This window comes from Streptomyces sp. NPDC087300 (assembly GCF_044744425.1).
GTDB lineage: Bacteria > Actinomycetota > Actinomycetes > Streptomycetales > Streptomycetaceae > Streptomyces.
In genome coordinates, this window is the sequence record NZ_JBIUYI010000005.1 from 83,788 (window position 1) to 102,705 (window position 18,918).

General features: G+C 70.7%; 13 protein-coding genes. 11 read left to right on the forward strand and 2 right to left on the reverse strand.

Going from position 1 to position 18,918, the window contains the following annotated elements:
- The first annotated feature begins 401 nt into the window (after positions 1-401).
- The 3 genes from ACIO9J_RS20830 (at position 402) to ACIO9J_RS20840 (ending at position 5,107) form a co-directional block, all read left to right on the forward strand.
- Positions 402-2,264 (forward strand): family 20 glycosylhydrolase, encoded by a 1,863-nt coding sequence (locus tag ACIO9J_RS20830; RefSeq protein WP_402001366.1) that lies wholly within the window; start codon positions 402-404, stop codon positions 2,262-2,264.
- A 46-nt stretch (positions 2,265-2,310) separates the two neighbouring features.
- Complete coding sequence (locus ACIO9J_RS20835; RefSeq protein ID WP_402001369.1) at positions 2,311-3,900, forward strand: alpha-L-fucosidase; 1,590 nt, start codon at positions 2,311-2,313, stop codon at positions 3,898-3,900.
- 298 nt (positions 3,901-4,198) lie between these two features.
- Positions 4,199-5,107, forward strand: a complete 909-nt coding sequence (locus ACIO9J_RS20840) for a nitroreductase/quinone reductase family protein (RefSeq protein ID WP_402001372.1) — start codon at positions 4,199-4,201, stop codon at positions 5,105-5,107.
- A 16-nt stretch (positions 5,108-5,123) separates the two neighbouring features.
- Here the strand turns inward: ACIO9J_RS20840 and ACIO9J_RS20845 are convergent, their stop codons facing one another.
- On the reverse strand, positions 5,124-6,137 hold the full coding sequence (locus ACIO9J_RS20845; RefSeq protein ID WP_402001375.1) for a LacI family DNA-binding transcriptional regulator: 1,014 nt from the start codon (positions 6,135-6,137) through the stop codon (positions 5,124-5,126).
- Between the two features lie 350 nt (positions 6,138-6,487).
- On the opposite strand from ACIO9J_RS20845, the gene ACIO9J_RS20850 reads away from it, so the two are divergent.
- The 5 genes from ACIO9J_RS20850 to ACIO9J_RS20870 all read left to right on the forward strand — a co-directional run bounded on the left by ACIO9J_RS20850 (position 6,488) and on the right by ACIO9J_RS20870 (position 14,119).
- Entirely contained in the window at positions 6,488-7,783 is a 1,296-nt protein-coding gene (locus ACIO9J_RS20850; protein ID WP_402001378.1) for an ABC transporter substrate-binding protein, read from the forward strand.
- A gap of 33 nt (positions 7,784-7,816) precedes the next feature.
- On the forward strand, positions 7,817-8,797 hold the full coding sequence (locus ACIO9J_RS20855) for a carbohydrate ABC transporter permease (RefSeq protein WP_402001380.1): 981 nt from the start codon (positions 7,817-7,819) through the stop codon (positions 8,795-8,797).
- Between the two features lie 71 nt (positions 8,798-8,868).
- Entirely contained in the window at positions 8,869-9,690 is an 822-nt protein-coding gene (locus tag ACIO9J_RS20860) for a carbohydrate ABC transporter permease (RefSeq protein ID WP_402003519.1), read from the forward strand.
- A gap of 58 nt (positions 9,691-9,748) precedes the next feature.
- Complete coding sequence (locus ACIO9J_RS20865; protein WP_402001383.1) at positions 9,749-11,005, forward strand: glycosyl hydrolase; 1,257 nt, start codon at positions 9,749-9,751, stop codon at positions 11,003-11,005.
- A gap of 96 nt (positions 11,006-11,101) precedes the next feature.
- Entirely contained in the window at positions 11,102-14,119 is a 3,018-nt protein-coding gene (locus ACIO9J_RS20870; RefSeq protein ID WP_402001386.1) for an alpha-mannosidase, read from the forward strand.
- Between the two features lie 99 nt (positions 14,120-14,218).
- On the opposite strand, the gene ACIO9J_RS20875 is transcribed toward ACIO9J_RS20870, so the two are convergent.
- Positions 14,219-14,929, reverse strand: a complete 711-nt coding sequence (locus ACIO9J_RS20875) for a FadR/GntR family transcriptional regulator (RefSeq protein ID WP_402001390.1) — start codon at positions 14,927-14,929, stop codon at positions 14,219-14,221.
- 181 nt (positions 14,930-15,110) lie between these two features.
- Here ACIO9J_RS20875 and ACIO9J_RS20880 point away from each other — a divergent pair, with 181 nt between their 5' ends.
- The 3 genes from ACIO9J_RS20880 to ACIO9J_RS20890 are packed head-to-tail and all read left to right on the forward strand — an operon-like array spanning position 15,111 to position 18,896.
- Positions 15,111-16,199, forward strand: a complete 1,089-nt coding sequence (locus ACIO9J_RS20880; protein ID WP_402001393.1) for a sugar ABC transporter substrate-binding protein — start codon at positions 15,111-15,113, stop codon at positions 16,197-16,199.
- An 8-nt stretch (positions 16,200-16,207) separates the two neighbouring features.
- Positions 16,208-17,857, forward strand: a complete 1,650-nt coding sequence (locus ACIO9J_RS20885) for a sugar ABC transporter ATP-binding protein (protein ID WP_402001396.1) — start codon at positions 16,208-16,210, stop codon at positions 17,855-17,857.
- Complete coding sequence (locus ACIO9J_RS20890; protein ID WP_402001399.1) at positions 17,850-18,896, forward strand: ABC transporter permease; 1,047 nt, start codon at positions 17,850-17,852, stop codon at positions 18,894-18,896. The genes ACIO9J_RS20885 and ACIO9J_RS20890 overlap by 8 nt, the downstream gene beginning before the upstream one ends.
- The last annotated feature ends 22 nt before the right edge of the window (positions 18,897-18,918 follow it).

Here is an 18,918-nt window from a genome sequence, read left to right on the forward strand (position 1 = left end):
CGGGCGGGGGCACGGGTGTGTGGGGCCGCCGTCCGCGCGGGTTCCCCCGGGTGCGGACGGCCGTCCCCTCCACGGCCGTCCGCACCTCACGCGGCGACGGGCCGAGCGTCATCGGCACGCGCTCGGCCCGCCGCGTGCTCTACGGCCGCGTGGGGCGGGGGAGTTGCCGCTGTGACGGCCGGTGCTCCCAGTGCCCCTGCGAAGCCGAGTGATCCACGATGCGGAAACTACAATAAGCAGGGTGACTTGACCATCCCGCGGGGCGGATCTTCGCCACGCCCGGCGCGCCGCGGAGTGTCCTAGTGCCTCTCCATTCATCCGATGGGTCATCGGAAATGTCCAAGACCCCGCCGGGATCAATGCATTGACTCCCTCCGTGGCTGCTTGAATCATCGGATGTCATGACCGAACTGCGTTCGTTCTTCGCCGCCTCGTGTGTCGTCCTGGTTCTGTTCTCCTCGGTCGCTTCTCCGGCCGGTGCGGCCGACGGAGGGCCGCCACGCGCGCCCCGTACCGTGCCCGCCCTGACCGACTGGACGCCCGCCGAGGGCAGTTACCACTACGGACCCGCGACCCGCCTCGTCGCCAGGGACCCCGCGTCGCGGCGCGTCGCCGCCACGCTCGCCGACGACCTGGACGCCGCGGGCCGGGACGCCGTGCGCATCACCGCGGGCCGGGCGCGCGCCGGGGACATCGTCATCGACGTCGACCGGAAACGCCGCGCGCTCGGCGCCGAGGGGTACGAACTCCGGGCCGGCCAGCGCCTGGAGATCACCGGAGCCAGTGAGGCCGGCGCCTTCTACGGAACCCGGACCCTGCTCCAACTGCTCGACCGGAGCGCGGAGGTGCCCGCGGGCCGCACGGTCGACGTGCCGCGCTACGAGGAACGCGGCGTCGGCGTCTGCGCCTGCTACATCAACATCTCCCTGCCCTGGCTGGAGAACCTGGTGCGCGACATGGCGTACCGGAAACAGAACCAGCTGCTCCTCGAACTCAAGGTGAAGAGCGAGGCGCACCCCGAGGCCAACTCCTGGGGCTACTACACCAAGAGCGAGCTGCGGCGGCTCGTCGCACTCGGCGAGAAGTACCACGTCACGATCGTCCCGGAGATCAACTCGCCGGGACACATGGACCCCTGGCTGGAGAAGCGGCCCGACCTCCAGCTCACCGACTCCGACGGGACCCCGCAGCCCGCGCGCCTCGACGTCACCAAGGACGCGGCCTTCGACTACTACACGAGCCTCGTCGACGAGTACGCCGAGGTCTTCCCCGCCACGTCCTGGCACATGGGCGCCGACGAGTACATGCTCGGCTCCGACTTCGCCAAGTACCCGCACGTCCTGGAGTACGCCAGGAAGAAGTACGGCGCGCACGCGACCCCGCAGGACGCGTTCATCGACTTCGTGAACCGCGTGCACGCCTACGCGGGGACCAAGGGCAAGCGGCTGCGCATCTGGAACGACGGGCTCACCGGCGACAACACCGTCCCCGTGGCGCCCGGCACGACCGTCGAGCACTGGCTGGACGTGCGCACCAAACCCAGCACCCTCATCGCGCAGGGCCACCCGGTGATGAACGCCGCCTACTCCCTCTACCTCGTGCGCGGCGGCTTCCACACCGACACGCGGAAGCTGTACGACGAGCGCTGGGACCCGCGCGTCTTCGAGGGCGAGCGGCTTGCCACCGGCAAGGGCGTGACCGGCGCGAAGATCAGCCTGTGGCCCGACAACGGACGCGGTGAGACCGAGAACGAGGTGGCCGCGACCATGGCGGCGCCGCTCGCCCACATCGCGCAGGTCACCTGGGGCGATCCGCACCCCGACACCACGTACGACGCGTTCGCCGCGCGCGCCGAGTCCGTCGGCCACGCCCCCGGATGGCGCGATCCGACCCGGGTGCCCGTCGCCGACGGGACGTACACGCTGCGCGACACCGAAGGGCGTGCCGAGCCCGTCGACGTCGAGGTGAGGCGCACCGCCGACGGGTACGTCACGCTGCGCTCCGCCGCGAGCGGCGCGTGCCTGGAGACCCGGAGCGGAAAGCTCACGCTCAACGTGCCGCTGCAACCGGGCACCGCCGTCACCGAGGAGACCTGCGACCCCGGCAACACGCTCCAGCGCTGGGAGATCGGCGGGGCGGCCGGCGGCTACCGGCTCACCAACGCCGTCACGCGCATGGCGGCCCACGTCACGGACGACGGGCGGCTCCTCCAGTACCCGGCCGACCAACGCCCGCCCGCCGTATGGACCTTGACCGCAACCTGACCCCGTTCGTGCCGCCCCCCCCCGCCCCGAGGGAGATCCGCAGCCCATGACCGTCAGCAGACGCCTCTTCATGGCCGCCGCCGTCAGCACCGCCGTCGCCGCCTCCAGTGCCTCGCTTCCCCTCTCCGCCGCTGCCGCCGCCACCCGTCCCGGCGGCGCGGAACCGCCCTACCGCATCCCGGTCGGCCCCGGCGACTCGCCGGAGTCCGTCGTCGCCAAGGCCTCCCGAGTCCGGCCCACCGCACGGCAGATCGCCTGGCAGAAGCTGGAGCAGACCGCGTTCCTGCACTTCGGGGTCAACACCTTCACCGGGCTCGAATGGGGGACGGGCGAGGAGGACCCGGACGTCTTCCAGCCCTCAGGCCTCGACACCGACCAGTGGGCGCGCGCCCTGCGCGACGGCGGCTTCAAGCTCGCCATCCTCACCGTCAAGCACCACGACGGGTTCGTCCTCTACCAGACGCGCTACACCAAGCACGGTGTGGCGAGCAGCAGTTGGCGCCAGGGCAAGGGGGACGTGCTCAGGTCGTTCGCCGATTCGCTGCGGCGGTACGGCATCAAGGTCGGCGTCTACATCTCGCCCGCCGACGAGAACCAGTACCTCGACGGCGTCTACGCCAACGGCAGCGAGCGCGCGCCGCGCACCATCCCGACCCTGACACCCGGCGACGACCGGGCGGACGACGCCCCGCGCACCTTCACGCTCGACGCCACCGACTACGGCGCCCACATGCTCAACCAGCTCTACGAAGTCCTCACCGAGTACGGGCCCGTCGACGAGGTCTGGTTCGACGGGGCGCAGGGCCGCATCCCGCCGGACAAGGTGGAGACGTACGACTGGGACAGCTGGTACACGCTGATCCGCGCCCTCGCCCCGAACGCCACGATGGCGGTGCGCGGCCCCGACGTGCGCTGGGTCGGCAACGAGGGCGGTCTCGCCCGCGAGAACGAGTGGAGCGTCGTCCCCGTCAAGGACTCGGGGAACGGGAGCGTCGACTACGCGCTCAAGTACGACGCGCCGGACCAGGGCAGCCGCGCCGCGCTCGCCGATGCGCGCTCCGTCGCCCAGTACGTGCAGTGGTGGCCCGCCGAGTGCGACGTGTCCATCAGGCCCGGCTGGTTCTACCACGAGGACGAACAGCCCAAGACCGTCGAGCAGTTGACGGACATCTGGTTCCGCTCGGTCGGACGCAACTCGGTGCTGCTGCTCAACATCCCGCCGGACAAGAGGGGACTCCTCCCCGACGCGGACGTGACCCGGCTGCGCGAGTTCCGCGAGCGGATCCGCAAGGAGCTGCCCAAGGACCTCGCAGGGGGCGCGCGCACCCGGCACGACCGCGCGGCGGGCACCGTCACCGTCGACCTGGGCCGGGCCCGCGAGGTCGACAGGATCAGGCTCGCCGAGGACATCCGGCACGGGCAGCAGCTGGAGCACGCCGTCGTCGAGGCGCGCGTCGGCGACGCCTGGCGGACCGTGACCGAGGTGGACACGGTGGGCGCGAGCCGCGTCCTGGTGCTCGCGGGGCCGGTGACGGCGCGGCGGTGGCGGCTGCGGGTGACGAGGTCGCGGCGCACGGTGCGGATCGCGGAGTTCGGCCTGTACCGCTCCGACCTGCCGGAGGTGCCGGCGCGGTAGGAAGGTGTGCGGGAACCCGCGTTGACAAGCGGGGGAGTGGATGTCTGTAATGGTGCTCGTGCCGCGTGGCGCCGACCACGGAGCAGTGGGCAGGTCGGCGACCGGGCGAGCACCTTCACTCAAGGACGACGCCGATGACCACGTCGTGAGTTCACACCCCCGGGCCACCGCCTGACCGTGCGCTGTAGCGCGCCGTCACCCGTGCCCCGCGCATCCCCCTCATTCGTACCGCTGTCGACGTGCGCGAGCGTGCGGTCGACGCGGGCCCGCACACCCCGTACGGAGTTCTGACACCGTCATGCCCACACCCTTCAACCAGTCCGTCATCGACGAGTTCCGCGCCCACGGCGGCCGGGTCGGCGGCCCTTTCGAGGGCGGCGACCTGCTGCTGCTCACCACCACCGGCGCCCGCACCGGCAAGGAGCACACCACTCCGCTCGGCTACGTCCGGGACGGTGACCTGCTCCTGGTCGTCGGGTCGAACCTCGGCTCGCCGCACCACCCCGACTGGTACCACAACGTCCTCGCCCGCCCCGCGGTGCGCGTGGAGCTCGGCACCGAGGAGTTCCAGGCGATCGCCGTGCCCGCGGAGGGGGAGCGCCGCGACCGGCTCTTCGCGCGGGTGGTGGCCGCCGACGCCGGATACGGCGACTACCAGGCGCGGACCGGCCGCACCCTGCCGGTCGTCGTCCTGGAACGGCCCGCGCACGAGGCCGACATCCCCGAAGAGGCCGCGAACTTCGCCGACAAGATGGTGCAGGTGCACCTGTGGCTGCGCGGTCAGCTGCGGCACGTGCGCGCCGAGACCGACGCGCACTTCGCGGCGCTCGCCGCGCACCGGGGTCCGGGAGCGCCGCCCGCGCCCGGCCTCGGGCTCCAGATCAGACAGCACTGCCTGGCGTTCTGCGACGCCCTGGAGTTCCACCACACCAGCGAGGACGCGCACCTCTTCCCCACCATGGCGGGCTACCACCCCGAGCTGCGCGACACCTTCGACCGGCTCGCCGAGGAACACCGCACCGTGGCCCGCATCCAGCGTGGTCTCGCGGAGCTCCTCGGGGGTATCGACGGCGCCGACCCGGAGCGCTTCCGTGCCGAACTGGCCCGGATGTCCGCTGAGTTGACGGCCCACCTCGACTACGAGGAGGAGGCGCTGCTGCCGATCCTGGCGGCGCTCCCGTGGCCGCCGGGGCCGCCGCGCGACTGACGTCCGGTCACGGGCCTCAGCCCCGCACCCGGCCCGTGCTCTCCCGCTCGATGAGCCGCGGCAACGGCACCTGGACCGTCGCCGCGGGTCCGTCGTCGAGCAGCGCGAGCAGTTCCCTGGCCGCCGACCTGCCGAAGGCCACCGTGTCCCGGGAGAGCGCGGTCAGCCACGGGTGCACCATGCGGCACAGCGCCGAGTCCTCCCACGCGACCACCGAGAGGTCGCCGGGGACCGCGAAGCCCAGGGAGGTCGCGGCGGCGACACCGGCCACGGCCATCACGTCGTTGTCGTACACCAGGGCCGTCGGCGGCTCGGCGGACTCCAGGACCCGCCGGGTCGCCGCGGCGCCCTCCGCGTCCGAGTAGTCCGTCGTCACCGAACGCACCCCGTCCAGGCCGCGCCCCGCCGCCTCGGCCCGCAGCGTGCGGATGCGCCGCTCGGTGTGCGCGAGCCCTTCGAGGCCCGCGACGTGCACGATGCGGCGATGCCCGAGCGCGTACAGATGGCCGACGACCGACGCCATCGCGCCCGCGTCGTCCGCCCACACCGTCGAGAGTCCCGGATGGCCGGCCTCCGGATCGGGCACGCCCCCCGTCACGACGGCGGGCAGCCCCAGCTCGTCCAGGAGCGCGGGCCGCGGGTCGTCGGTGCGCGGGTCCACCACGAGCACGCCGTCGACCCGGTGTTCGGCCCACCAGCGCCGGTAGACCGCGCACTCGGCCGCCACGTCCTCGACGACCTGGAACAACAGCCCCAAGTGCCGCTCCGCGAGCACCTCCTGGACGCCCGAGATCAGCTGCAGGAAGAACGAGTCGACGCCCAGCGTCGCCGCGGGCCGCGCCACCACGAGGCCCACCGTCGCCGAGCCCTCGCCGGACAGGGCGCGCGCCGCCGTGCTGGGCCGCCAGCCCAGCTGCTCGGCGACCCGGCGCACCCGGTCACGGGTGAGGTCGGAGACCCCGGGCCGGTCGTTGAGCGCGAAGGAGACCGCGCTCTCGGAGACTCCGGCGCGGCGCGCGATGTCCTTCATGGTCGGCCGGCGAGCCGGTGACCGCTTGCCTTGCACCCGTTGCCCCTTTCCTGACGCCCGAGTACTCCTGACGTCTGAGCACTCCTGACGCCCGAGTACTAATGCGCTTGAGCGATCCGACCCTAAAGCGCATTAGTGCTTCGCCGCAAGAGTCTCAACGCACCCTGTTGACCTGGTCAGTTGTCATCGAAGGCAGACGATCCGGGATATCCGCAAGACGATCGTCGGCCGGAATCCATTGACATTTATCCGCAGTTGGATGCAAGGTCTGCCTCGGCGAGGATTGCCCGGCTCGGACGGCCGCAGTCACCGCCGTCTCACGCTGGGCCGAGCAAAGGAGCCGTTTCACCGTGCGTATCTCCCGTACCCCCCGCAGAGCGGTCGCCGCAGGCGCCGTCCTCGCTGTCCTGCTGCCCCTGAGTGCCTGTGGCGACGGGGACGAGGGCGGTTCCACGGACGCCTCGGGCAAGATCGAAGGCAAGATCACCTTCCAGACCTGGAACCTGAAGGCCAACTTCAAGCCCTACTTCGAGGGCCTGGTCGACGAGTTCGAGAAGAAGTACCCCGGCACCGAGGTCCACTGGGTCGACCAGCCCGGCGAGGGCTACGCCGACAAGATCAGCGCCGACGCCGCCGCCGGTACGCTGCCCGACGTCGTGAACGTCTCGCCCGACCTGGTCGCCCCGCTCGCCAAGGCGGGCATCGCGATGGACCTGGACAAGGCCGCGGGGAAGTACGAGAAGGAGTACCTGCCCGGCGCCTGGAAGAGCCACCAGATACCCGGCACCGAAGGCACCTACGCCTTCCCCTGGTACCTGAACACCGGGCCGCTGTTCTACAACAAGCGCCTCTTCAAGGACGCGGGCCTGGACGCGGACAAGCCTCCGAAGACGTACGACCAGCTCTTCGACGACGCCCTGAAGCTCGCGGAGAAGAGCGACGGCAAGGTCGCCACGCTCGCCAACGTCCCCACCATCGAGGACTTCGGCCGCTACGGCGTGCCGCTGATGGACAAGGAAGGCACCGGCTTCTCCTTCAACGACGCCAAGGGCGTCGAACTCCTCACCAAGTACAAGAAGCTGTACGACGCCAAGGCCCTGGACGGTCAGGCGCTGACCGCGACGCCCGAGTCGACCGGCAAGAAGTTCCTCACCGAGGCCGTCGCCATGAACCCGGGCAGCGCGCTCGACCTGGAGAAGTTCAAGAAGGACGCGCCGCAGCTGTACAAGAACATCGGCATCACCCCGCAGATCAGCAGCACCGGCAAGGACAACATGTACGTGATGGGCGTGATGGTGAACGCCCGCACCAAGCAGACCCCCGCCGCCGTCGCCTTCGCGCACTTCGTCACGGACGCGCGGCACCAGATGGAGTTCGCCAAGAAGGTCGCGATCTTCCCCAGCACCGAGGGCTCCCTGGACGACCCGTACTTCACCAAGCAGGACGGCAAGGAGGAGACGCGGGTCCGCGTCGCCGCCGCCAAGTCCATCAAGACCGCGGTGAACTACACGCCCGTGCTCTTCAGCGAGCAGATGAAGGTCGAGCTGCGCAACGCCGTCGCCCGCGCCCTCCAGGGCAAGGAGAGCCCCAAGGAAGCGCTCGACAACGCTGTCAAGAACTGTGACCGGCTGCTGAAGCAGAGCTGAGCCGTGCCGAGCCGCGACCCGGGAACACCAGCCATGAAGAGCCCCACCGCCGAGAAGGCGACCCCGAACGACACGAGCACCACGGGTCAGGCCCCTCAGGGCCGGCCCGCGGGCGCCCGCCGCGACGCAGCGGGCGCCACCCGCATCAGGCGCCAACTGCCCACCAGTCCCTGGCTGTTCGCCGCTCCCGGGCTCGCGATCGTCGCCGTGTTCATCCTCTATCCGTTCCTCAGCACGCTCAACAACGCGTTCACCGACAAGCGCACGCTGATCCCCGGCGAATACGTGGGCTTCGCCAACTTCCAGGAACTGCTGCACGACGACATGTTCTGGATCGGCCTGCGCAACAGCACGATCTATGTGCTCGTGGTCGTTCCCGCGCTCGTGCTGCTGCCCCTGCTGCTGGCGATGCTCGTCCAGAAGCACATCCCCGGCATCACCTTCTTCCGGTCCGCCTTCTACACCCCGGTGGTCGCCTCCATCGTGGTCGTCGGCCTGATCTGGGTGTGGATGCTCGACGAACGCGGCCTGGTCAACGCCCTGTTGGAGGCCGTCGGCGTCGGGAAGGTCGGCTTCCTCAGCGACCAGTGGCTGCTCCTGTTCAGCGCCATGGCGGTCACGGTCTGGAAGGGCCTCGGCTACTACATGATCATTTACCTCGCGGCGCTCGCCAACGTGCCCCGCGAGCTCCACGAGGCGGCCGCCGTCGACGGCGCGGGGCCGGTGCGGCGCTTCATCAGCGTCACCGTGCCCGCCGTGCGCTCCACCATGGTGCTGGTCGGTGCGCTCTCCTCGGTCGCCGCCTTCAAGGTCTTCTCCGAGGTCTATCTGATGGCGGGCCCCACCGGCGGACCCGCGGGCGAGGACACCACGCTGGTGATGCTGGTGCAGCGCGTCGGCACCGGCCTCACCGGACGCGTCGGCTACGCGTCGGCCATCTCGGTCGTCGTCTTCGTCGTCACCGTCGCACTGATGCTGCTCGTGCTGCGGGCGGACCGTAAGGAGGACGCGTGAGCGCCACCGACCACGCGACGGAGACCAGGCCCCGGCGTGGGCCGCGGCTCACCGACGAGAACGGCCGCCGGATGCCGGTGTGGGAGATCGTCCTGCGCTACGGACTGCTGCTCGCCGTCCTCGCGCTGATGATCGGCCCCTTCCTGTGGCAGCTGTCCACGTCCCTCAAGGGCCCGCACGAGAACATCTTCAGCTCACCGCCGAAGTTCCTGCCATCCGACCCGACCCTCCACAACTACGAGCGGGTCGCCGACACCATCCCCGTCTGGGACTACGCGCTCAACTCCCTGAAGGTGGCCGCCGCCAACGTCGTCACCAACTGCGTGGGCGCCACCCTCGCGGGCTACGCCCTGGCGCGCCTGCGCTACCGGGGACGCAAGGCGGCCACGATCGTCTTCATCCTGGCCATGCTGGTGCCCGTCGAGGGCATCATCATCGCCCAGTTCACCACCATGCGTGAGCTCGGCCTCAACAACACCCTCATCGGCGTGCTGCTGCCCGGCTGCGTCTCCGCGCTCAACGTCCTGCTGATGCGCAACGCCTTCCTCAACGTGCCCTACGAGATCGAGGAAGCCGCGTTCGTGGACGGCGCGAACGTCTGGCAGCGGTTCCTGCGCATCGCGCTGCCCGCGGTCAAGGGCACCCTCGCGGTCGTCGCGATCTTCGCCTTCATGGGCGCCTGGGACGACTTCCTGTGGCCCCTGATCGTGCTCAGCGACCCGGACCGCTTCACGCTGACCATCGGCCTGAACTATCTGCACGGCACCTTCGCCAACGACGAGCGGCTCGTCGCGGCCGGCACGGTCATCGCCGTGCTGCCGCTGATCGTCCTCTTCGCCTGCCTCCAGCGGTACTTCTTCCGCGGGGTCGGCGAGGGCGCGGTCAAGGGCTGAGCCCCGCCGCCGTTCTGCCCCGCGGCTCGCGCGCCCCTCTCCAGAACCAGGATCCGCCTTGCTCTCCTCCGCACCGCCTTCGGGCACGCCGCGCTTCGGCGCCAACTACACCCCGAGCCAGGGGTGGTTCCACCACTGGCTCGACTTCGACATCGACGCCGTACGGACCGATCTCGACGCCATCGCCTCGCTCGGCCTCGACCACATCCGGGTCTTCCCGATCTGGCCGTACTTCCAGCCCAACCGCACTCTGATCCGCCCCCGCGCCGTCGAGCAGCTGGTGGCCCTCGCCGACGCCGCCGCCGAACGCGGCCTCGACGTCAACGTGGACGGGCTCCAGGGCCATCTGTCCAGCTTCGACTTCCTGCCCGCGTGGACCCAGACCTGGCACCGGCGGAACATCTTCACCGACCCCGACGTGGTGTCCGGGCAGGCCGAGTACCTGCGCACGCTCGCCGCGGCCCTCGCCGACCGGCCGAACTTCATCGGCATGACCATCGGCAACGAGATCAACCAGTTCTCGGCGGGCCCGCACCCCGACCCCGACCACATCACCGAGGAGCAGGCGGAGAGCTGGCTGCGCACCGTCCTGGACGCGTGCGAGCGGGGCGCCCCCGGCAAGCTGCACCTGCACGCCGAGTACGACGCCGCCTGGTACCAGGACGACCAGCCCTTCACCCCGGCGCAGGCCGCGCGGCTCGGCGGGGTCACCGCGGTGCACTCCTGGGTGTTCAACGGCACGGCGCAGCGGCACGGGCGGACCTCCGCGGCGACCCGGGGGCACGCGGCGTACATGATCGAGCTGTCCAAGGCGTGGGCGCTCGATCCGCGCAGGCCCGTCTGGCTCCAGGAGGTCGGGGCGCCCGCGCCGCTGATCCCCGCGGAGCACGCGGCCGCGTTCACCGAGGAGACGATCGAGGGGGCGCTCGACTGCCAGGACGTGTGGGGCGTGACGTGGTGGTGCTCCCACGACGTGTCCCGCGACCTCGCGGACTTCCCGGAACTGGAGTACAGCCTCGGCCTGTTGACCAACGACGGGAAGGTCAAGCCCGCGGGGGCCGCGATCGCGCGGGTCGTCGAGGAGTGGCGGGGGCGTTCGTACGATCCGGCGCCCCGCACGACCGCGGTGGTCGTGGACGACGCGGTGTCGCGGCGCTCGGCCTGTGCCCCTGGGGGTGCGGTCTTCGAGGCGTTCGCGCGCCTTGCCGGGGACGGCGCCCGGCCGACGGCGGTCCTCGCGAGCCGGGCCGCCGACGCGGAGCACCTCGCTGCGCGGGGCATCGGCGAAGTGGTGCTTCCCGGCTCCGTCGGGTAGGCGCCGGTCCTGGCCCGACACGGGGCTCCGCCCCGGACCCCGCTCCTCGAACGCCGGAGGGGCTGACCTTGCACGACACTCACCTGGGAGAACCCCATGCATGACGACCGCACCCTGGTCGAAGCCCGCCTCAAGCGCGTTCTGGACGAGCGCATCAGGCCCGCCGTGTATCCCGCGTCCGTGCCGCTCGACGTCGCCGTGTGGAACGCGCCCGGCGAGCCCGTGCCGGTAGCCGAGGGGCTCGCCGCCGAGCCCTCGCCGACCGCCGTCGGTCAGAAGTGGGGCGCGCCCTGGGGCACCAGCTGGTTCCGGGTGACGGGGACCGTGCCGAAGGAGTGGGCGGGGAAGACCGTCGAGGCGATACTCGACCTCGGGTTCGACGAGAACATGCCCGGCTTCCAGTGCGAGGGCCTCGTCTACCGTCCCGACGGCACCCCGGTGAAGGGCCTCAACCCGCGCAACCAGTGGGTGCGCGTCGCCGCCCCCGCCGAGGGCGGCGAGGAGGTGCGCCTGCACATCGAGGGCGCCTCCAACCCCGTCATCCTCGACTACCACCCCTTCCTGCCCACCCAGCTCGGCGACAAGGAGACCGCGGGCAGCGAGCCCCAGTACACGCTTGAGCGCATGGACCTCGCTGTCTTCGACGAGACGGTGTGGCAGCTCGTCATCGACCTGGAGGTCCTCGGCGAGCTGATGCAGGAGCTGCCCGCCGACTCCGGGCGCCGGTACGACATCGTGCGCGCGGTCGGCCGCGCGCTCGACGCAGTCGACCTCCAGGACGTGAACGGCTCGGCCGCCGCCGCGCGCGCCCAGCTGGAAGGCGTGCTCGCCACCCCCGCCGAGCCCTCCGCACACCGCATCAGCGCCATCGGGCACGCGCACATCGACTCCGCGTGGCTGTGGCCGCTGCGCGAGACGGTCCGCAAGGTGGCGCGCACGACGTCCAACATGACCGCGCTCCTGGAGGACGAGCCGGACTTCGTGTTCGCCATGTCGCAGGCGCAGCAGTGGGCGTGGATCAAGGAGCACAGGCCCGAGGTGTGGGCGAAGGTCAAGAAGGCCGTCGCCGACGGGCGGTTCGTGCCCACCGGCGGCATGTGGGTCGAGTCGGACACGAACATGCCGGGCTCGGAGGCGATGGCCCGTCAGTTCGTGCACGGCAAGCGGTTCTTCATCGACGAGTTCGGCGTGGAGAACGACGAGGCGTGGCTGCCCGACACCTTCGGCTTCGCCGCGGGCCTGCCGCAGATCATCAAGGCGGCGGGCGCCAAGTGGCTGCTCACGCAGAAGATCTCGTGGTCGCAGACCAACCGCTTCCCGCACCACACCTTCAACTGGGAAGGCATCGACGGCACCCGCATCTTCACGCACTTCCCGCCCGTCGACACCTACAACTGCTCGATGAAGGGCAGCGAGATCGCCCACGCGGCGAAGAACTTCAAGGACAAGGGCGTCGCCCGGCACTCGCTCGCGCCCACCGGATGGGGTGACGGAGGCGGCGGCACCACCCGCGAGATGATCGCCAAGGCCGGGCGCCTGCGGGACCTGGAGGGCTCGGCGACCGTTCAGTGGGAGACGCCCGCCGCCTTCTTCGAGAAGGCCGAGGCGGAGTACCCGAACGCCCCCGTCTGGGTCGGCGAGCTCTACCTGGAGCTGCACCGCGCGACCCTCACCAGCCAGGCCGGCACCAAGCAGGGCAACCGGCGCAGCGAGCACCTGCTGCGCGAGGCGGAGCTGTGGGCCGCGACGGCCGCCGTGCGCGACGCGGAATTCGCCTACCCCTACGAGCAGTTGGACCGCATCTGGAAGACGGTGCTGCTCCACCAGTTCCACGACATCCTGCCCGGCTCGTCCATCGCGTGGGTGCACCGCGAGGCCCGCGCGACGTACGCGGCGCTCGCGCAGGAGCTGACCGGCATCATCGACAAGGCACAGCGCGCGCTCGCGGGCGAGGGCAGCGGCTCGTTGGTCTTCAACTCCACGCCGCACACCCGTGAAGGCGTGCCCGCGGGCGGCGCCAGGGCGGCCGCGGTCGACGGCCAGTCCGCGATCGCCTCCCGCGCCGACGGCGGCTTCGTCCTGGACAACGGTCTGCTGCGGGTCGAGATCGACGCGCGCGGCCTGGTCGTCTCCGCGTACGACCTGGTGGCCGACCGCGAGACCGTCCCGCAGGGCCAGGCGGCCAACCTGCCGCAGATCCACGGCGACTTCCCCAACATGTGGGACGCCTGGGACGTCGACGAGTTCTACCGCAACACCGTCACCGACCTCACGGAGGCCGACGAGGTCGAGCCGGGCGAGGGCGCTTCGGTGCGGATCGTGCGCTCCTTCGGCGACTCGCGCCTCACCCAGGTGCTGACCCTCGCCGCAGGCGCCCAGCGGCTCGACATCGACACCGAGGTCGACTGGCACGAGACGGAGAAGTTCCTCAAGCTCGCCTTCCCGCTGGACATCCACGCCGAGCGGTACGCGTCGGAGACCCAGTTCGGGCACTTCTACCGGGCCACCCACACCAACACCAGCTGGGAGGCGGCGAAGTTCGAGGCGTGCAACCACCGCTTCGTGCACCTGGAGGAGCCGGGCTGGGGCGTCGCGCTCGTCAACGACTCGACGTACGGCCATGACGTGACCCGCACGGTCCGCGCCGATGACTCCGGCACGACCACCACGGTCCGCGTCTCCCTGCTGCGCGCCCCGCGCTTCCCCGACCCCGAGACCGACCAGGGCGTCCACCGCTTCCGGCACGCGCTGGTGCCGGGCGCGGCGATCGGCGACGCGGTGCGCGAGGGCTACCGCATCAACCTGCCCGAGCGCCGGGTGAACGGCGGCGCGGACGTCGCGCCGCTGGTCACGCTCGACAACGACGCCGTGGTCGTCACGGCGGTCAAGCTCGCCGACGACGGCAGCGGCGACGTGGTCGTGCGCTTCCACGAGTCGCGCGGCGGCCGCGCGAAGGCCACGCTGACGGCGGGCTTCCCGGCCGGCGCGGTCGCGGTGACCGACCTCCTGGAGCGCCCGCTGGCCGACGCCGTGGCGCCGGAGCTCGCGGACGGCGCGGTGGCGCTGACGCTGCGGCCCTTCGAGCTGGTCACGCTGCGGTTCAGCAGGGGCTGAGGCGTAGCCCGTCCCGCTTGACGGCCCCCGGTGCCACGGCACCGGGGGCCGTGCGCGTGCGCGGTCCCGTACGCGCCGTCCCGTGTGCCAGGGGCGGTGCTACCCGTCCAGCTGCGCCCGCAGCCACTCCTCCACCTCGCCCACGTGCGCGGCCGCCGCCGCCCGTGCCGCCTCCGGGTCGCGGGCGACCAGGGCGCGGTGGATGCGGGCGTGCTCGCGGCGGGTGCGTTCGAAGGCGCCCTCCTCCTGGTAGCCGCGCCACACCCGCGCGCGGAACGTGCGCGAGGAGAGGCCCTCCAGGATCGCGGCCATCGTGTCGTTGCCCGCGGCGAACGCGATCGTGCGGTGGAAGGCTAGGTCGTGGGAGAGGATCTCCTCCGGGTCGTCGGTGGCGTTCATCGCCTCCAAGTGTTTCTCCACATCGGCCAGTTGGTCCGGTGAGATGCGTGCGGCGGCCAGTGCCGTGGCGGTCGACTCCAGGACCCGCCGTACTTCCAGGAGTTCCACGAGCTGCGGGCCCCTGGACAGATCGGCGACCACCCCGAAGGTCTCCAGGAGGTCGCCCGCCTCCAGCTGGGTGACGTAGATGCCGGAGCCGTGCCGCGCTTCGAGCACCCCGAGCACCGTCAGCGCGCGGATCGCCTCCCGCATCGAGCTGCGCGAGATGCCCAGTTGGACGGCCAGGTCCCGTTCCGTGGGCAGGCGTTGGCCCGGTTCGAGCCTGCCCTCGCCGATCATGGCCTTGATCTGCTCGATGGCCCGTTGCGTCACGGTGCCCTTCTGGGGGGCCAACTGCTCTGGCTGGTCCACGTAACGCTCCTCCACTAGCCGGATGCGCGGCAGTCTAGCCAGGGATGTGGTCCGACCACTACGGCCTGAAACCGCGAAAAGTTGGCGACGAGGGGTGTTGATGGGGCCAAGTGGTCTGATAAATATTCGCGTCATCAGGGTCCGTGAATCCGTTCGATCTCGCCCGATGAGGAGCCGTCAGATGGCCGGCAGTACAGAGCGCAACAGGCCCAGCAGGCCGAGCAGGACGGGGACTTCGCGCGTGGCGCGCATCGCCGCGGCGGCCGCCTGCGCGTCCCTCGCGCTCACCGCGTGCGGCAGCACGAAGGACACCGCGTCGTCCGGCGGTGGAGGCGGCGAGGGCAAGGTCGGCGTGATCCTGCCCCTGCTGACCTCGCCGTTCTGGCAGTCCTACAACGACTACGTGCCGAAGATGGCGAAGTCCGAGGACGTCGACGCGATGAAGACCGTCAACTCCAACAGCGACCCCTCGCAGCAGATCACGGACATCAACAACCAGCTGAACCAGAACGTGAAGGGCCTGGTCGTCGCGCCGCTCGACAGCGCCGCGATCTCCGCGGGCCTCGACCAGGCCGAGCGCAAGGGCGTGCCCGTGGTCGCCGTCGACGTCGCGCCCGAGAAGGGCAAGGTCGCCATGGTCGTACGCGCGAACAACGTGGCGTACGGCGAGAAGGCCTGCGACTACCTCGGCAAGCAGGTCAAGACCGGCAAGGTCGCGCAGATCATGGGCGATCTGGCGTCCGTGAACGGCCGGGAGCGCTCCAAGGCGTTCCGCGACTGCGTGAAGGACAAGTACCCGAAGCTGAAGGTCCTGGAGATCCCCGCCAAGTGGGAGTCCGACACGGCCGCCTCCAAGCTGGACACGCTCCTCAACTCCAACCCCGACCTCAAGGGCATCTACATGCAGGCGGGCGGCGTCTACCTCGCGCCCACCCTCCAGACCCTCAAGTCCAAGGGGATGCTGAAGAAGGCGGGCGAGAAGGGGCACATCACCGTCATCTCCAACGACGGCATCCCGCAGGAGTTCGACGCGATCCGCAAGGGACAGATCGACGCCACCGTCTCGCAGCCCGCCGACGCGTACGCCAAGTACGGCATGTACTACATCAAGGCCGCGATGAACGGGAAGAAGTTCAAGCCGGGACCGACCGACCACGACTCCGAGATCGTCAAGCTGCCCAGCGGCATCCTGGAGGACCAGCTGCCCGCCCCGCTGGTCACCAAGGAGAACGTCGACGACTCCAAGCTGTGGGGCAACACGGTCAAATGAGCGAGCCGATGACCAAGCCAGCCATGGACCGGGCCGCCGTGCCGCCGCTCGTCGAGGCGTCCGGCATCGTCAAGCGGTACGGACCCACCGTCGCGCTCGGGGACGGCCGTCTGACCGTCCTGCCGGGTGAGTCGCACGCCCTCGTCGGCCGCAACGGCGCGGGCAAGTCCACCCTCGTCACCATCCTCACCGGACTCCAGGCGCCGGACGCGGGCACCGTCCGCTTCGACGGCGAGAGCGCGCCGCCGCTCGCCGACCGCGACGCCTGGCGCCGCAAGGTGGCCTGCGTCTACCAGAAGCCCACCGTCGTCCCCGAACTCACCGTCGCCGAGAACCTCTTCATCAACCGGCAGCCCGCGGGCCGGGGCGGGGTCATCAGCTGGCGCCGGCTGCGCACCCAGGCGGCCGAGCTCCTCGACACCTGGGACGTGCACGTCGACCCCGACGCGCGCACCTCGGAGCTCAAGGTCGAGGACCGGCAAATGGTGGAGATCGCACGGGCGTTGAGCTTCGGCGCACGGTTCATCGTCCTCGACGAGCCGACCGCGCAGCTCGACAACCGCGAGATCGAGCGCCTCTTCACACGGATGCGCGCCCTCCAGGAGTCCGGCGTCACCTTCCTGTTCATCTCGCACCACCTCCAGGAGGTGTACGAGGTGTGCCAGACGGTCACCGTCCTGCGCGACGCCCACTGGATCATCAGCGCACCCGTCGCCGAACTGCCGCACGGCGCCCTGGTGGAGGCCATGGCGGGCGAGGTCATCGCCGAACAGGCCGAGGCCGAACGGGCGGTGGCCCGCACCGAGGTCCCCGCCGACGCCCCTGTCATGCTCGACGTCAAGGGCCTGACCAGCGAGTCGTACGCCGACGTCGACCTGACCGTGCGCAAGGGCGAGGTCGTCGGCCTCGCCGGATCCAGCGGCAGCGGCAAGATCAACCTCGCGGAGAGCTTCGCGGGACTGCACACGCCGACCGGCGGCACCGCCGAACTCGACGGCGAGAAGCTGCCGTTCGGAGACGTCACCGCAGCGCTGCGCGCCGGGGTCGGCTGCGTGCCGCGCGACCGGCACGACCAGGGCCTCGTCTTCGGGATGTCCATCGGCGACAACGCCACGATGAGCGTCCTGGACCGCCTCGGCAGGTACGGCTTCGTCGCCACCGACAGCAAGCGCCGCTTCGCCGACGAGCTGATCGACCGCCTCGACATCCACGCCGAGGGCCCCGACCAGCCCGTGTCCGACCTCTCCGGCGGCAACGCCCAGAAGGTCGTCATGGCCCGCGCCCTGGCCTCCGACCCCCGCCTGCTCGTCCTCATCAACCCCACCGCGGGCGTCGACGTGAAGTCCAAGGAGTCACTGCTCGCCCGCATGGACGGCGCCCGCGAGGACGGCACCGCGGTACTCGTCGTCTCCGACGAACTCGACGACCTGCGCCGCTGCGACCGCGTCCTGGTCCTCTTCCACGGCCGGATCGTCGCGGAACACCAGGCGGGCTTCAACGACCACGACCTGATCGCCTCGATCGAGGGCGTGGGCCCCGTCAGGGGCGCGGGGAGTGCCGAGGGCGCAGACCACGACGGCCCCGTCAGGGGCGCGGGGAACTGCGCGAGCAACCACAACGGGCCCGCGGCCAAAATGCAAGGAGACCACCATGGCTGACATCAAGGCCCCGGCGGCAGCCGAGAAGACGACCACCACCCCCGTGCGACAGGAGCGGAACTCCGGGTCGGCCAAGACGATACTGCTACGCCGCGCCCGCGAACTCGCCCTCGTACCCGCCCTGCTCCTGCTCACGCTGCTCGGATCACTGGTCAACGACTCGTTCCTGACCGAGCGGAACCTCATCTCGATCCTCGGCGCCTCCGCCGCCCTCGCGATGGTCGTGCTCGCCGAGTCCCTCGTCCTCATCACCGGCAAGTTCGACCTGTCCCTGGAGTCGGTCGTCGGCATCGCGCCCGCACTCGGCGCGCTCCTGGTCCTGCCCGCCGCCCAGGCGGGCTTCGGCACGGACCTGCCCGCCGCCGTCGGCATCGTCGCCATCCTGCTCGTCGGCGCGGCCATCGGCGCCTTCAACGGCATCCTCGTGGTGAAGCTCAAGCTCAACGCGTTCATCGTGACGCTCGCCATGCTGATCGTGCTGCGCGGCCTGCTCGTCGGCTCCACCAAGGGCAAGACGCTGTTCGGCATGCCCGACGCCTTCTACACCCTGGCGACCTCCACCTTCCTGACCATCCCGCTCTCCGTGTGGCTCGCGGCGGTCGCCTTCGGCGTCGCGGGGTTCGTGCTCAAGTACCACCGGGTGGGGCGCGCCCTCTACGCGATCGGCGGCAACCCGGACGCGGCCCGCGCCGCGGGCATCCGCGTGGAGCGCGTCATGCTCGGCGTCTTCGTCGTCGCGGGCGCCCTCGCCGCGATCGGCGGCCTCATGCAGACCGGCTACGTCGGCGCGATCAACGCCAACCAGGGCCAGAACATGATCTTCACCGTGTTCGCGGCGGCGGTCATCGGCGGCATCAGCCTCGACGGCGGCAAGGGCACCATGTTCGGCGCCCTCACCGGAGTGCTGCTGCTCGGCGTCGTACAGAACCTGCTCACCCTCGCCCAGGTGCCTTCCTTCTGGATCCAGGCCATCTACGGCGGAATCATCCTGGTCGCCCTGATGATCGCGCGCGTCACCACGGGCCGCGCGCAGGACTGACCGCGAGCCGGTTCCCCCCGCG

What these genes read in the sequence shown, in the direction of transcription:
- ACIO9J_RS20830 (WP_402001366.1), top strand. Translation starts at nt 402, where the DNA reads ATGACCGAACTGCGTTCGTTCTTCGCCGCCTCGTGTGTCGTCCTGGTT.
- ACIO9J_RS20835 (WP_402001369.1), top strand. Translation starts at nt 2,311, where the DNA reads ATGACCGTCAGCAGACGCCTCTTCATGGCCGCCGCCGTCAGCACCGCC.
- ACIO9J_RS20840 (WP_402001372.1), top strand. Translation starts at nt 4,199, where the DNA reads ATGCCCACACCCTTCAACCAGTCCGTCATCGACGAGTTCCGCGCCCAC.
- ACIO9J_RS20845 (WP_402001375.1), bottom strand. Translation starts at nt 6,137, where the DNA reads ATGAAGGACATCGCGCGCCGCGCCGGAGTCTCCGAGAGCGCGGTCTCC.
- ACIO9J_RS20855 (WP_402001380.1), top strand. Translation starts at nt 7,817, where the DNA reads ATGAAGAGCCCCACCGCCGAGAAGGCGACCCCGAACGACACGAGCACC.
- ACIO9J_RS20860 (WP_402003519.1), top strand. Translation starts at nt 8,869, where the DNA reads ATGCCGGTGTGGGAGATCGTCCTGCGCTACGGACTGCTGCTCGCCGTC.
- ACIO9J_RS20870 (WP_402001386.1), top strand. Translation starts at nt 11,102, where the DNA reads ATGCATGACGACCGCACCCTGGTCGAAGCCCGCCTCAAGCGCGTTCTG.
- ACIO9J_RS20880 (WP_402001393.1), top strand. Translation starts at nt 15,111, where the DNA reads ATGGCCGGCAGTACAGAGCGCAACAGGCCCAGCAGGCCGAGCAGGACG.
- ACIO9J_RS20885 (WP_402001396.1), top strand. Translation starts at nt 16,208, where the DNA reads ATGACCAAGCCAGCCATGGACCGGGCCGCCGTGCCGCCGCTCGTCGAG.
- ACIO9J_RS20890 (WP_402001399.1), top strand. Translation starts at nt 17,850, where the DNA reads ATGGCTGACATCAAGGCCCCGGCGGCAGCCGAGAAGACGACCACCACC.